Below are 12963 nucleotides of genomic sequence, written 5' to 3'. Positions count from 1 at the left end.
GTCCACCACAAGGAGAAAATCATGACCGTCACCGATCACACCGCAGCCGTCCTCGACGTCCACGAGCTCCACCATCGCTGGGAGGCGGCGTTCAACGCCGGCGACATCGACGCGATGATGGCGATGTACACCGACGACGCGGTCATCGTCCCCGGACCCGGCGCACCCGAGGTCCGCGGCACCGACGCGATCCGTCAGGCGCTCGTCGACTTCGTCGCCCTCGGCGGCACCATCCACGGCACCGACCGGTTCTGGCTCGTCGCCGGCGATCTCGCGCTCGGCAGTGGAGCGCACCAGATGACCGGGGCCCATGCGCCCGACGGCACGCCCATCGACCTGCACGGCATCACGTGCGAGATCGCGGTCCGCGGGGACGACGGCGCCTGGCGCTTCCTCATCGACCACCCGTTCGGCGGATCCGACCAGGGCTGAACCCCGGGGTCCGAGAAGACCACGCCGCCGGCGCGGAGTCCGTCAGTGCAGCCAGACGGACTCCGCGCCGGTGTCACCGATGCGGTAGACCCAGATGATCGCGCCGATCGCGAAGACCACGGTGACGACGGCCAACGCGATCGACCCGACGCGGACCGCCCCTGCCGGAGCGGACGGCAGACGGTTCATCACGACAGGACTGTTCAGCGCCCAGTAGAGGACCACCGCGACGAACAGCGGCGCCACGAAATAGATCATCTGGTCGCCGAGCTCGGTGTGGTGCTCGAGCACCGGGTCCGGGCGGGTGACCTTCTCCAGCGACTCGCCGGCCGACGTCGTCAGCGGGGTGATCACCACCGCCACCAGACCGACCAACGGGACGATGATCCCGAGCTTGCGTCGCGCGGCGGGCAACACCACGGTGAGGATGCCGAGCACCGCGAGCAGTGGGATGGCCACGACGGCGAGGTGGACGAACAGCGGGTGGGCGGGTATCCCGTTGATGGAATCCATACGCGCATGCAAGCAGAGCGTTGTTGAGAGATCACTGAGACAGGTGAGGCACACCTGCGTGAGGGGAGCCGGGGAGTGCGCATCCTTGTGGTCGAGGACGACCGCAACGCCGCCGAGACGCTGCGGCGGACGTTGGTCTCCCAGGGCTGGGCGGTCGACGTCGTCCACGACGGGGACTCCGGACTCGCACGGGCCACGCACGGCGACTACCACGCCGTCGTCCTCGACATCATGCTGCCGGGGCGCAGCGGCTACGAGGTGCTCCGCGGACTCCGCGACCGCGAGGTGTGGACGCCGATCATGATGCTGACCGCGAAGGACGGCGAATACGACCAGATCGACGCCTTCGACCTCGGCGCCGACGACTACCTGGTCAAACCGTTCCCGACGCACGTGATGGTGGCGCGGTTGCGGGCTCTGATCCGTCGAGGCGCGCCGGAACGCCCGTCAGTGCTCACCGCCGGCTCCTTGATGCTGGACCCCGCCGCCCACACGGTCCGCCGACGGGACACCGAACTCGCCCCCACTCCGCGGGAGTTCGCGGTGCTCGAGTTCCTGATGCGCAATGTCGGTGTCGCGGTGAGCAAGGCCGACATCCTGCACGCCGTCTGGGACGCCCACTTCGAGGGCGACGAGAACGTGGTCGAGGTCTACGTCGGGTACCTCCGACGTCGCATCGACAAGCCGTTCGGCTGCGCGTCCATCGAGACGGTGCGTGGGGTCGGTTACCGGCTCGTCGCCGTGGACTGATCGACCTCACCCCCTGCGACGGGGATCGTCACCCGCGCTCGTGTCCCGCCCAGTGGGGAGCCGTCGATCACCAGCGATCCGCCATGGGCGCGGGCGATCTCGCTGACGATGGCCAGGCCCAGCCCGGATCCACCGGCGTCACCGCGGGACCGCGCCGCGTCGAGGCGGGTGAAGCGTTCGATCACCCGCGCCCGATCGGCGGCGGGGATCCCGGGGCCGTCGTCCTCGACATCGATCCGTGCCGTGCCCTCGGTGTCCCCGGGGGCCATGCTGACGCGCACCGTCGACCGTGCGTGTCGGACAGCGTTGTCGGTGAGGTTGCGGAGCGCGCGGGCGAGGGTCTCGCGGTCGCCGCGGACGCGGATCGCGCGGACGACCGCGCTGACGGCGATCGTCGACGTCTCGCGAAGACGACGGACGTCGGCGTCCACCACGTCGTCGAGGTCGACGTCGGTCACCGGCAGGCTCGCGCTCTCGTCCGAGCGGGCCAGGAGCAGCAGGTCGTCGATGAGGTCGTGCAGACGCCGGGCCTCCGGCAGCAGCACCTGCGCGACCGTCGTCCCGTCGACACCGTCACCCCGGGAGGCAGCGAGGTCCAGAAGTCCGAGGAGCGTGACCAGTGGGCTGCGCAGTTCGTGGGAGGCGTCGCCGACGAACTGCACCTGTCGTCGGTGCGCCGCGTCGAGGCGATCGAGCATCGCGTTCATGGTCTCGGCGAGGTCGGCGATCTCGTCCCCGGTGTCGGGCACGGGCACCCGTTGGTCGAGGCCGGACCCGGTGATCGCGGCGACGCGCGACCGGATCCGTTCGACGGGTGCGAGCGTCCGACCGCTCAGCACGTACGTCGCTGCGGCGATCATCACCAGGATGATCGGGAAGATCGACGCCACGATCGCGGCGACGATCAGCAGCACACGGTCGATTGGGCCCTCGGCCGCGCCGACGATCACCGTGACGACACCGGTCGGTGTGCTCACCCCTCTCACCGTCGCCCGGAACTTCACGTCCTCCCCGGGCACCTCGGCGTCGTCGAGGGTGCGTGTGGATCCCACCGCCACCGGCGAGGTCATCGGCGTCCGGCTGCCGCCCGGTGACGTGGCCAGGACCCGTCCGCCGGCATCGACGATCTGCACGAGGTCCACGCTCGTCGTCGGCGCCAGGACCCCGGCATCCAGCGCTGCGATCGGTGTCGTACGGATCGCGTCGGCGATCTCGGTCGCCCGGGCGCGGGTGACACCGTCGGCCGTGCTGAGCAACGACTGGTGCAGCACCAGTAGCATGACCCCGGCCGCGAGGGCGAGTCCCACCGCAAGCAGCGCGGTCGCGACCACGGTCAGGCGGACGCGGACGCGGGCGATCCGGGTGCGCGCGGCCGCGACTGCGCGACGGAGGGGCGGTGGCACCCCTGCAGGGTAGGACTACACCTGCGTGAGCAGCTGCTTCATGGTCGCGATCTCCCGCTGTTGCGTGGTCGCGATCGACTCGGCCAGTCGTTTCGCCGACGAGTCCTGTCCGTCACGGATCTCGTTCTGCGCCATCGTGATCGCCCCGGTGTGGTGCTCGATCATCTGCTCCAGGAACAGCCTCGCGGCGTCCCTGCCCTGCGCGGCCTTCAGGCGGTTCATGTCACCGGCGGACATCATCCCGGACATCGAGCCGTGGTCCATGCCGCCGTGGTCCATGCCTCCCCCGGTCGAGACGCCCCAGGACGACGCCCACCGCGTCATGGTCGTGATCTCGGGTCCCTGCGAGGCCGTGATCTCCTGTGCGAGCGAGACGACGCGCGCGTCGATGCCCCGCTTCGCCAGGAGCATGTCCGACATCTCCACGGCCTGCTCGTGGTGCGGGATCATCATCTGCACGAACATCCCGTCGGCGGCGTTGTGGGACCCCGTCGAGGCCGTGACGGACGACGCGGCCGCGGAGCCCGACGCGCCGTTCGACGAACTCCCGCACGCGGTGAGCGCGATCGCCGCGCCGGCGGCGAGTGCCACCGCGGCGACCGCGGCGCGTCGGGCACGGCGAGGACGAATGATGTTCTCGGTCATCTATCCGATGGTCGGCACGCCGTGTCGAGAGCCGGTCGTCGAATCATGGAGATTCGATGGAGTTTCGTGGCCAGGGCGGATGTGGTCGACAGACCGACCCCTCGCCGCGACGATGTGGGCATGGGTGTCGACGACGGCGGTGCGGCATTCCGGGCCCTTGTGGTCGAGGACGAGGTCGATCTCGCACAGGTCGTCGTCTCCTATCTCGACAGGGCAGGGTTCGAGGTGGAGCACGTCGTCGACGGTCTCACCGCGGTGGAGCAAGCCCGCGCGACCGATCCGCACGTGGTGGTGCTCGACCTCGGTCTCCCCGGCCTGGACGGCATCGAGGTCTGCCGCCGGTTGCGCACGTTCTCCGATGCCTACGTCGTCATGCTCACGGCGCGGTCGGACGAGGTCGACACCCTGGTCGGGCTCGGCGTCGGGGCCGACGACTACGTCACCAAGCCCTTCTCGCCCCGCGAACTCACCGCGCGGGTGCAGGCGATGATGCGTCGACCTCGCGTCGGGCAGGACCATCGCCCCGAGAACGTCACCGTCATCGGCGATCTGCAGATCGATCCGGACGCGCGTGAGGTCCGCATCGCCGGTGATCTCGTCGCCCTCACCCGGACCGAGTTCGACGTCATCGCCGCGCTCGCACGTCACCCGGGTGCCGTGCTGAGTCGCCACCAACTGATCGAGATGGTCTGGGGCGCAGGGTGGGTGGGAGATCCCCATCTCATCGACACACACATCGGTCATCTCCGCAGAAAGCTTGGTGACGACGCCGCTGTGGGGAAGTACATCCGCACCGCACGAGGTGTGGGCTATCGGATCGGAGAGGGACGATGACGAGAAGCCGTTCGCCCGGAGCGGGTTTCGCGAGGCGTCTGCTCATCGCGCAGAGTGCGGTGGTGGTGGCGGGTGCGGCGACGGCGGCGGGCATCGCGGCCGCGATCGCCCCGGGCCTGTTCCACGAGCACCTGCTCGAGGCGGGGGTCGCGAACATCCCGATGGGTGTCGAACACGCCGATCGCGCGTTCACCTCGGCGCTCGCGGTGTCGCTCGGCGTCGCGTTGCTCGTCGCCGTCCTGTTGAGCATCGGCGTCGCCTGGTATTTCACGCACCGCATCCAGCGATCGATCGCGTTGGTCGCGTCGACCACCGCCGACATGGCCGAAGGTCGCCTCGACACCCGCGTCGGACCGTCCGGGCTGGGCGCCGACTTCGATCGTCTCGGCGAGTCGATCAACATCCTCGGCGAGCGGTTGGCCGCCACCGACGGCGTACGACGGAGGTTGCTGTCGGACCTGGCACACGAGATGCGGACGCCGGTGGCGACCATCGCCGCGCAGGTCGAGGCCATCGAGGACGGTGTGCGTGAGCCCGATGCGCAGACGCTGCAGGCGATCCGCGCCGCGGCGGGCCGTCTGCACCGCCTGGCCGCAGACCTCGGTGCGGTGTCCTCGGCGGACGAGGGACACGCCCTGTCGGTCGAACCGGTGTCCGTCCGACAGGTCGTCGACGACGCCGTCACGCTCGCACTCCCGCGGAGCAGACTCAGCGGCGTCACGCTCCGTGTCGACGAGGTCGAGGACGTGGAGCTCGAGGTGGACGTCGACCGCGTCGGGCAGATCCTCGGCGTGCTGCTCGACAACGCCCTGCGCCACACGGCGTCCGGAGGATCGGTGCACATCGGAGCCTCGGGCTCGGCCGATGGTGTCGCGATCGTCGTCTCCGACACCGGCGAGGGCATCGCGGCCTCCGACATCGAGCACATCTTCGACCGGTTCTACCGGGCCGACTCCGCCCGCAGCACCGCCACGGGTGGCAGCGGTATCGGTCTCACCATCGCCCGATCGCTCGCGCACGCGCACGGCGGGTCGCTCACGGCGACGAGCGACGGTCGCGGCCGTGGGGCGCGGTTCACACTGCGCCTGCCGCGCGCGGGGTGTGGCCCGGACTCTCCTCAGAGGTCGATGCAGACGATCGTCGCGTCGTCCGGTGGGCCGTCGGCGCCGGTCCGGTCGAGCAGGTCCACGCCGACCTGACGGACCACCTCGTCCACCGACACCGACCGCGAGCGGCCCATGATCAGTTCCGCGCGACGACCCACCGCGGAGCGGGCCGCGAATCCGTCGCCCAACACCGCCACCCGGTCACCGGCGGCGAACTCGAGCCGTGTCGTGAAGCGGTCGCTCTCGCCCGTCAGCCCAGCCGCGTCGCTGCGTTCGAGCTCGACCCGGTGCGGCGTCGAGGTGTGATGGATCAGGTCGATACCCCCCGAGGTGGCGACCACGTCGCAGTCGCGTGAGTCGCAGTCGATGCGCAGAAGCAGGAAGTTCACGACAGCTTGCCCGCGGAAGTGGCCGAACACGGCCTCGTCGAGCAACCGGGCCTGCTGGGCGGGGCTCCATCCCTGCGCGCGCGCATGTCGTACGGCGCCCAGCGCGAGACCGGTGACCAGGGGCGCCGAATAGCGGTCGACCCCGGAGTCGAGAACCGCGACATCGATCACCGGCCGCCCCTCCACCGTCGTCACCTCGATGTCGTAGGAGTCGGTGCACGTGTTGTACGCAGGCTCGATCCGTGCCGCGATGGTGATCCCGTGGGCGACCGTGCGTGGTGGCCCGAGCTGACGGCTCTGGATCTCGGCACCCACCGTCCAGGATCGGGATCGTGACGCGAGTTCGGCGTCTCGACTCGGCGACTTCGCTGTCGCGAGATACGGTGCCGCCGCGTCGGCTGCGGCCTGGACGTGGTCGCGGACGGCCGTCTCGTCCCCGGGTCGGACGTCGAATGCGGCCGTCAGCACGCCGACGCGGTGCGTGGTCGTCGTCATCGGGAGATGCAGAGACCACCGGTGTCCGAGGTCGACGACCGGCTCCCCGGCTCGGAACGCGTCACCCGGCGGACTCCGGTCGACGGTCTCGTCGCTCTCCACGATGTCGTCCTGACCCCTGATCTCGACGACACCGGGCGGTCGCGCGAGCGCGAGGGTGTTGAGGTGACGTCCGTCGTGGGTCGCGATCCGTACCAAGACGGTGGCGTCGAGAGTCTCGGAGAGCGTCTGCACCACGGTGCGGGCGTGGGTGTCGGGTGAGGCTGTCGACAGGGCCTGGCTCAGACGAGCGGTGAACGACGCTGGGTCGCCGAGGATCTGACCGGAGCCGGCCTTCGTCGGGTCCGGCTCGGTCGTGTCGACTCGATCGAGGCCGATCGCCGCGTGCATGGATTCGACCACCGCCGCCACGGTTGCATCGTCGAGTCCACCGAGCAGATCTGTCCATATCGCCACACGCGCCGAATCCCACCGTGAGGCGACCGCTTCACCGAGCGGGGAGAGGGTCACCGCGATCTCGCGACGACTTCCCTCGACGGGTTCGCGGGCCGCGAGACCGAGCGCCTCCAACCTGTCGACCCATCTGCTCGCGGTCGAGACGGCGACGTTCGCGTGCTCGGCGATGGCCGAGACCGTCGTTCGATCCTCACCACGGATCTGAGCGACGACTCCGAGCTGGGCGAACGTCAGATGTTGGGCGACCTCGGCCGCCGCCACGACGTGGCGATCGATGAGCGTCGACGACATCGCGGCCAGCGCAGCGCGCGTCGACTCGTTCATGGCGACACCGCGTCATGTCGACGGGGCGTCCGGCCAGGCGCCATGTGCGTGCCGGTCACGCTGGGCATCCGCTCAGGGTGCCACAGGCCGAGACCCGACGATGAGCCTGATCGGGAGGAGCGGGGGTGGCCCTTGACGGTTGCACCAGGACGGTCTTACGCTAGCGGAACTATTGCAGGCTGCAACAGTTCCGGCGTGCAATCAAAAGGGCGATGGGAGTGCCATGTCCACACATTCCGTGCTGGCCGCCGAGTTCTCGGCGACCGCGACCTACACCTCGGGGCAGTATCTGCTCGTTCTCTACGCATTCGTCGTCGCGGCCTTCGCGCTCTTCGCCGCGGCGATCTACGGCCTGAAGACCACCGGGGAGGTGTCCAAGGCATACCGCCCGGCCGCCATCGCCAGCACCCTCGTGTGCAGTGTCGCGACGGTCGCCTATCTGGCGCTGATCCTCGAATGGGTGCTGAAGTTCCGGGCCTCCCCCGACGGGCAGAGCTTTGCCCCGTCCGCAGGCACCGTCGTCACCGAACTGCGGTACATGGACTGGTCGGTGACCGTCCCGCTGCTCACCGTGGAGATCATCGCGGTCGCGGCGCTCAACCGGACCGCCGCGCTGCGCTGGCGCACCGTCGCGATGATCTCGGCAGCGCTGATGATCGTGACCGGATATCTCGGTGTCGTCTACGGCGAGAACGCTTCTCGTGGCATCACCTGGGCGTTCTGGGTGTGGGGAATCGTGAGCACGGTCTTCTTCATCGTGCTCTACGTCGTCGGACTACGGGCGTACCGGGCCACCGCAGCCGTCGTGGGCAAGGGCGAGACCCTCGTCACCTACCGCAACGCGTTGATCCTGCTGTTCAGCGTCTTCGGGGTCTATCCGATCGCGTACATGGTGCCGCTGTGGACGGGGGCGAACGACAGTGGATGGGCGACCGCGGAGCAGTTGGCGTTCACCGCTGCCGACATCGCGGCCAAGGTCGGCTTCGGTCTGCTGATCCACAAGGCGGCCAAGTTGCGTACCGCTGCCGACGCGCTCGCGGCCGGTGGGACGGTCGATCCCGTCACGGCGTCGACGCTGCCGGACGACGTACCGGGTGAGGTGTGGATCTCCGGGCAGCTCGTGAGCGTGCCGACGCTCGGGACGACCGGCGCCCACACCGCGACGCCGGCGCGCTGATCCTGCGCTCGATGACCGCGCGACGATGGCTGGTGGGTCCGCCTCGCCTCGCCGTCGTCGTCGCGGTCGTCGTCGCGGCGATCGCCTCGGGCCTCACCCCGTCGATCTCGGTCGGCGGGGTGAGGCCGGCGGGCGTGGTGGGGGCGGGACTGCTCCTCGTCGCGCTCGTGGTCGGAACGCCCCACGGCGCGAGCGATGTCGCGCGGTTGGGTCGTACCCCACGCCAATTCGTCACCGGTGCAACGCTGTATGCCCTCTGTGCGCTGACAGTCGGACTCGTGTGGTTCCTGGCACCGCTCTGGACGGTGCTCGCTCTGCTCGTGGTCTCGGCGGTGCATTTCGGGGTCGGGGACCTCGACGTGACCACATGTCTCGGCGGAGCCGTCGACCTCGGTCGAGTCGAGCGGACGGTGCGGGTGGTGGCGATGGGGGGAATCCCTGTCACCGTCCCTCTCGGACTGCACGGTGGTGCCGTGACGGACATCCTTGATCACCTGACCGCCGGCCGTGGTGCGGTCGTGGTCCTGGTCTGTCGAGCCCTGCTCCCCATCGTCGCGGCGGCCGCGGTGTGGACCGTTGCGCTAACGCCGGACGCCCGCGGTGACGTCGTGATCGACGTTCTCGCCCTGTCCACGCTGTTCGTCGTGCTGTCACCCCTGTACGCGTTCGCGGTGTACTTCGGGTTCTGGCACGCCTGGCGACAGACGGGACTCATGGTCGACACGATGGTCCGTCGGCGCTCCGGGAAGCGACCACGATGGGCACGGTTGGCGATCGCGTCGAGCGCGGCGTCGATTGCGGCGCTCGCTGCCGCCGCAGCTCTTGCCATTGTCCGGCCCGGTTCGGGCGTCGTCGCCGCTGCGCTGGTGGTCGTCCTCTGTCTGACGGTCCCGCACGCGATCGTGTCGTCGAGGGAGAAGAGAGCCGGCCGGGTCAGTGGTCGGCGGGTTCGCCACCCATGTGGGACAGCATCGGTAGTCCGCCCGTTCGCACGAAGCGGGTCACGAGGACTGCGGCCAGCGCCAGCGCGACGATGTTGAGCCAGGTCGTGTAGTTCCACGAGATCCCCTGATCGGGGACGTGTGCGGACGACGGATCGGGCACCAGGCCGAGCCCGGAGAAGAGGGCGTCGACGATCCAGCTGGCGAGGACGATCGCGACGTAGAACGTGCCGACGATCCGGATCGTCATCGCGGTGCCGTAGTACTTGCGGTAGATGTTGAGGATCGGGGCGATCAGCAGGTCGGCGAAGATGAACGCGATCACGCCCCCGAAACTGATGCCACCGGTCCAGAGGACGACTGCCAGCGGCACGTTGCCGACCGAACACACGAAGCTCACCACCGCGACGAGTGGTCCGATGATCGGCCCCCAGATCGCGGAGGCGAGTGGGTGATCCTCGAAGAACAGGGCCCGCCAGAAACTGTCGGGGACCCACGCCGCCACGGCGCCTGCGATCAGCACACCGGCGATGATGTCCTTGTAGATCGCCGCCCACTCCATGGCGAAGATCTCCGAGACCGAGGTGAACGCTTTGCGCGAGAACAGTCGCCGCCAGAAGCCGGCCTCGGAGTCGACCGACATGTCCATGCCCGCGTGACCCTCCATCGATCCGGCGATGCCCTTGTCGGCCTGTTCGCGGGCGGCGCTGATCACCCTCTCGCGCAGGATGATCCGAAAGATCACGGCGACGAGGACGATGATGATCGGGCCGCCGACGAACTCGGCGAGCGTGAACTGCCACCCCATCAGCAGGGCCAGGACGACGCCGAGTTCAATGACCATGTTGGTCGAGGCGATCTCGAACGCCATCGCGGAGATGAACGAGGCCCCGCGCCGGAACAGTGATCGCGCGAGCGCCACAGCGGCGTAGGAGCAGGACGAGGACGCCATACCGAAGCCCGTCGCCACCAGCAGCTCCCGCGGCCCGTCGCCGCCGAGTGCACCGGTGATGGCGGATTTGCGGACGACGGACTGGATGACGGCCGAGATGGCGAATCCGAAGACCAGCGGCCACAGGATGGTCCACGCCATCGAGCCGGCGACCTCGAGGGCGTGCAGAAGAGCGCTCATGGCTGGAGCAAACCACCGACTGCCCGGCTTCATGCCCGGGCCCACCCTGTCAGGCGTGCGCCTTCAGCATCCTCACAGCGGACGTCGGGCACCGTGATCGCATGTCTCTTCGTGCACGAGGTGCGATCACCCTGCTCCTGGTGGCCGTCGTCCTCGGTCTCGGGATCGCGATCGCCGTCCACCACGATCCGGCGGCGGGCGCCGACAGCGGGACCCTGCGGTGGTTCCTCGATCACCGGACGCCGTGGGCCACACATCTCGCGACCGCGCTGAGCACCGTGTTCGCACCGACGTGGGTCGCGATCGCCGCACTCGTGGTGGCCATCGGACTCGTCCGGCGCGACGGGCGTCTGGACCGCGGGGCCCGTGTCCTCGGCGCGGTCGTGATCGCCGGGGCGCTGGCCGAGGTGCTCAAGGTGGCCGTGGACCGACTGCGCCCACCGGCGGTCGATCAGATGGGCTCACCGGAGGCGGCGATGTCCTTCCCGTCGGGACACGTCACGGGCACCTGCGCGCTTCTGCTCGCCGCCGCGCTGACCGTGTCGCCGACGCGCTCCGCCCGAGCCGCCGCGATCACCATCGCGTCGGTGCTGAGCCTGTCGGTCGCGATGTCGCGCCTCTACCTCGGTGCGCACTGGCTCACCGACGTGCTCGCCTCGCTTGCGGTCGCCGTCGCCGCGGTCGTCGCCGCACCGGTGATCGTCGACGCGGTGCTCGCCGCGATCCGACCGCATCTCCCGCTACGGCTGCAGTCGATGGTCGGTTGTCGGGTCTCGGGTACCTGACAGCGATTCGGCAGAACTCTCCCCAAGGGGTAGAGTTCTGTCTCCGTGACCTCCGATACCCCCACACCGTCGACCGTCGGATCGGCGGTCGAGACGAGCCCCGCTGTGTTGCAGTCGGTCCTGGGTACGCTCCGCTCCCCGAAGCGCCTGCGTATCGAGGTCCTCGCCGGACTGGTCGTCGCTCTCGCCCTGATCCCCGAGGCGATCTCGTTCTCGATCATCGCGGGCGTCGATCCGCGCGTCGGGCTGTTCGCGTCGTTCACGATGGCGGTCACCATCGCGATCGTCGGCGGCCGTCCGGCGATGATCTCCGCGGCGACCGGCGCCGTCGCGCTCGTGGTGGCTCCCCTGGTGAAGAGCCACGGCCTGAACTACCTCATCGCGACGGTGGTCCTCGCCGGGGTGATCCAGGTCGTGATCTCCGCCCTCGGCGTCGCGAAGCTCATGCGGTTCGTCCCACGCAGCGTCATGGTGGGATTCGTCAACGCGCTGGCCATCCTGATCTTCCTCGCGCAGCTGAAGAACCTCATCGGTGTGCCGTGGCTGGTCTACCCGCTCGTGGTGGTCGGGATCGCGATGATCGTCCTGCTTCCCCGCATCACCACGGTGGTTCCTGCGCCGCTCGTCGCGATCGTGCTGCTGACGGCGGCGACCCTGACGTTCGGGTGGAGTCAGGTGCCGAACGTCGGCGACGAGGGCGAACTCCCCTCGAGCCTGCCGGCGTTCCTGATCCCCGACGTGCCGTACACGCTGCACACGCTCGGCATCATCGCCCCGTACGCCGCGACCATGGCGGTGGTCGGATTGCTCGAGTCGATGATGACGGCGACCTTCGTCGACGACATCACCGACACCCACTCGGACAAGACCCGCGAGGGCGTCGGGCAGGGTGTCGCCAACGTCGTCACCGGGTTCTTCGGCGGCATGGGCGGCTGCGCGATGATCGGCCAGACGATGATCAACGTGAAGGTCTCCGGTGCGCGCACGCGGATCTCGACATTCCTTGCCGGTGTGTTCCTGCTGATCCTCGTCGTGGGTCTCGGCGACATCGTCGCGCTGATACCGATGGCGGCTCTCGTCGCCGTGATGGTCATGGTGTCGGTCGGGACGATGGACTGGCACAGCATCTCGCCACGCACCCTGCGACGGATGCCGAAGAGCGAGACGCTGGTCATGCTCGCGACGGTCGCCGTCACCGTCGCCACGAACAATCTCGCCTACGGCGTCGGTGTCGGTGTGCTCACCGCGATGGTGCTCTTCGCCCGCCGCGTCGCCCATCTCACCGAGGTCGTCGACATCGACCACCCCGACGACGACACCCGCGTCTATGCGGTGCGCGGGGAGCTGTTCTTCGCGAGCAGCAACGATCTGGTCCACCAGTTCGACTACGTGGGCGATCCCTCGACCGTCGTCATCGACATGAGTGAGGCCCACATCTGGGACGCCTCCACCGTCGCGACGTTGGACGCGATCACCGCCAAGTACGCGGCGAAGGGCAAGAACGCCACCATCATCGGGTTGAACGACGACAGCGCGAGCCGTCACGAGCGGCTCAGCGGCACGCTCGCCGGCGCGCACTGA

Annotated in this window: 13 protein-coding genes; 8 read left to right on the top strand and 5 right to left on the bottom strand. The window is 69.1% G+C overall.

The features are described 5' to 3' along the window. The first annotated feature begins 21 nt into the window (after window positions 1-21). Window positions 22-432 (top strand): SgcJ/EcaC family oxidoreductase, encoded by a 411-nt coding sequence (locus tag Q1A98_RS01360; RefSeq protein ID WP_299569280.1) that lies wholly within the window; start codon window positions 22-24, stop codon window positions 430-432. A gap of 42 nt (window positions 433-474) precedes the next feature. Here Q1A98_RS01360 and Q1A98_RS01355 read toward each other — a convergent pair whose 3' ends face one another. Continuing rightward, complete coding sequence (locus Q1A98_RS01355; protein ID WP_299569279.1) at window positions 475-945, bottom strand: DUF2231 domain-containing protein; 471 nt, start codon at window positions 943-945, stop codon at window positions 475-477. Between the two features lie 75 nt (window positions 946-1020). Here Q1A98_RS01355 and Q1A98_RS01350 point away from each other — a divergent pair, with 75 nt between their 5' ends. Beyond that, window positions 1021-1695, top strand: a complete 675-nt coding sequence (locus Q1A98_RS01350) for a response regulator transcription factor (RefSeq protein WP_299569278.1) — start codon at window positions 1021-1023, stop codon at window positions 1693-1695. Here Q1A98_RS01350 and Q1A98_RS01345 read toward each other — a convergent pair. Both Q1A98_RS01345 and Q1A98_RS01340 read right to left on the bottom strand, forming a co-directional pair. Beyond that, window positions 1671-3098 (bottom strand): ATP-binding protein, encoded by a 1428-nt coding sequence (locus tag Q1A98_RS01345; RefSeq protein ID WP_299569277.1) that lies wholly within the window; start codon window positions 3096-3098, stop codon window positions 1671-1673. The two genes, Q1A98_RS01350 and Q1A98_RS01345, sit on opposite strands and share 25 nt — an antisense overlap. Window positions 3099-3113: 15 nt before the next feature. Next, window positions 3114-3743 (bottom strand): DUF305 domain-containing protein, encoded by a 630-nt coding sequence (locus tag Q1A98_RS01340; RefSeq protein ID WP_299569276.1) that lies wholly within the window; start codon window positions 3741-3743, stop codon window positions 3114-3116. Between the two features lie 120 nt (window positions 3744-3863). Between Q1A98_RS01340 and Q1A98_RS01335 the strand changes: the two genes are divergently transcribed. Together Q1A98_RS01335 and Q1A98_RS01330 are read left to right on the top strand one after the other, a co-directional pair. Further along, window positions 3864-4577, top strand: a complete 714-nt coding sequence (locus Q1A98_RS01335) for a response regulator transcription factor (protein ID WP_299569275.1) — start codon at window positions 3864-3866, stop codon at window positions 4575-4577. After that, window positions 4574-5776 carry a HAMP domain-containing sensor histidine kinase gene (locus Q1A98_RS01330; RefSeq protein WP_299569274.1) on the top strand — a complete coding sequence of 401 codons (1203 nt, stop codon included), beginning with the start codon at window positions 4574-4576 and terminating at the stop codon, window positions 5774-5776. The genes Q1A98_RS01335 and Q1A98_RS01330 overlap by 4 nt, the downstream gene beginning before the upstream one ends. On the opposite strand, the gene Q1A98_RS01325 is transcribed toward Q1A98_RS01330, so the two are convergent. After that, complete coding sequence (locus Q1A98_RS01325) at window positions 5695-7347, bottom strand: SpoIIE family protein phosphatase (protein ID WP_299569273.1); 1653 nt, start codon at window positions 7345-7347, stop codon at window positions 5695-5697. The two genes, Q1A98_RS01330 and Q1A98_RS01325, sit on opposite strands and share 82 nt — an antisense overlap. A gap of 223 nt (window positions 7348-7570) precedes the next feature. Between Q1A98_RS01325 and Q1A98_RS01320 the strand changes: the two genes are divergently transcribed. Together Q1A98_RS01320 and Q1A98_RS01315 are read left to right on the top strand one after the other, a co-directional pair. Beyond that, window positions 7571-8524 (top strand): bacteriorhodopsin, encoded by a 954-nt coding sequence (locus tag Q1A98_RS01320; RefSeq protein WP_299569272.1) that lies wholly within the window; start codon window positions 7571-7573, stop codon window positions 8522-8524. Window positions 8525-8535: 11 nt separating this feature from the next. Then, window positions 8536-9564, top strand: a complete 1029-nt coding sequence (locus tag Q1A98_RS01315; RefSeq protein WP_299569271.1) for a Brp/Blh family beta-carotene 15,15'-dioxygenase — start codon at window positions 8536-8538, stop codon at window positions 9562-9564. Here the strand turns inward: Q1A98_RS01315 and Q1A98_RS01310 are convergent. Beyond that, window positions 9458-10597: a permease gene (locus Q1A98_RS01310; protein WP_299569269.1), complete on the bottom strand. Its 1140-nt coding sequence runs from the start codon at window positions 10595-10597 to the stop codon at window positions 9458-9460. The genes Q1A98_RS01315 and Q1A98_RS01310 overlap by 107 nt on opposite strands. A 101-nt stretch (window positions 10598-10698) precedes the next feature. On the opposite strand from Q1A98_RS01310, the gene Q1A98_RS01305 reads away from it, so the two are divergent. Together Q1A98_RS01305 and Q1A98_RS01300 are read left to right on the top strand one after the other, a co-directional pair. Beyond that, window positions 10699-11382 (top strand): phosphatase PAP2 family protein, encoded by a 684-nt coding sequence (locus Q1A98_RS01305; protein WP_299569268.1) that lies wholly within the window; start codon window positions 10699-10701, stop codon window positions 11380-11382. A gap of 105 nt (window positions 11383-11487) precedes the next feature. Then, a complete protein-coding gene (locus Q1A98_RS01300) occupies window positions 11488-12963 on the top strand; it encodes a SulP family inorganic anion transporter (protein WP_299570481.1) in 1476 nt (491 codons plus the stop codon).

The sequence above is a fragment of the uncultured Williamsia sp. genome, assembly GCF_947494875.1.
In the GTDB taxonomy this organism is placed as follows: domain Bacteria; phylum Actinomycetota; class Actinomycetes; order Mycobacteriales; family Mycobacteriaceae; genus Williamsia_A.
The sequence above is the reverse complement of the archived record's forward strand: the minus strand, read 5'-3'. Positions and strand labels throughout refer to the sequence as shown.

Bases quoted from the DNA above. Each gene is read 5' to 3' on its own strand.
- Q1A98_RS01355 (WP_299569279.1), bottom strand. From the start codon at position 945: ATGGATTCCATCAACGGGATACCCGCCCACCCGCTGTTCGTCCACCTC.
- Q1A98_RS01310 (WP_299569269.1), bottom strand. From the start codon at position 10,597: ATGAGCGCTCTTCTGCACGCCCTCGAGGTCGCCGGCTCGATGGCGTGG.
- Q1A98_RS01335 (WP_299569275.1), top strand. From the start codon at position 3,864: ATGGGTGTCGACGACGGCGGTGCGGCATTCCGGGCCCTTGTGGTCGAG.
- Q1A98_RS01320 (WP_299569272.1), top strand. From the start codon at position 7,571: ATGTCCACACATTCCGTGCTGGCCGCCGAGTTCTCGGCGACCGCGACC.
- Q1A98_RS01325 (WP_299569273.1), bottom strand. From the start codon at position 7,347: ATGAACGAGTCGACGCGCGCTGCGCTGGCCGCGATGTCGTCGACGCTC.
- Q1A98_RS01340 (WP_299569276.1), bottom strand. From the start codon at position 3,743: ATGACCGAGAACATCATTCGTCCTCGCCGTGCCCGACGCGCCGCGGTC.
- Q1A98_RS01315 (WP_299569271.1), top strand. From the start codon at position 8,536: ATGACCGCGCGACGATGGCTGGTGGGTCCGCCTCGCCTCGCCGTCGTC.
- Q1A98_RS01330 (WP_299569274.1), top strand. From the start codon at position 4,574: ATGACGAGAAGCCGTTCGCCCGGAGCGGGTTTCGCGAGGCGTCTGCTC.
- Q1A98_RS01360 (WP_299569280.1), top strand. From the start codon at position 22: ATGACCGTCACCGATCACACCGCAGCCGTCCTCGACGTCCACGAGCTC.
- Q1A98_RS01305 (WP_299569268.1), top strand. From the start codon at position 10,699: ATGTCTCTTCGTGCACGAGGTGCGATCACCCTGCTCCTGGTGGCCGTC.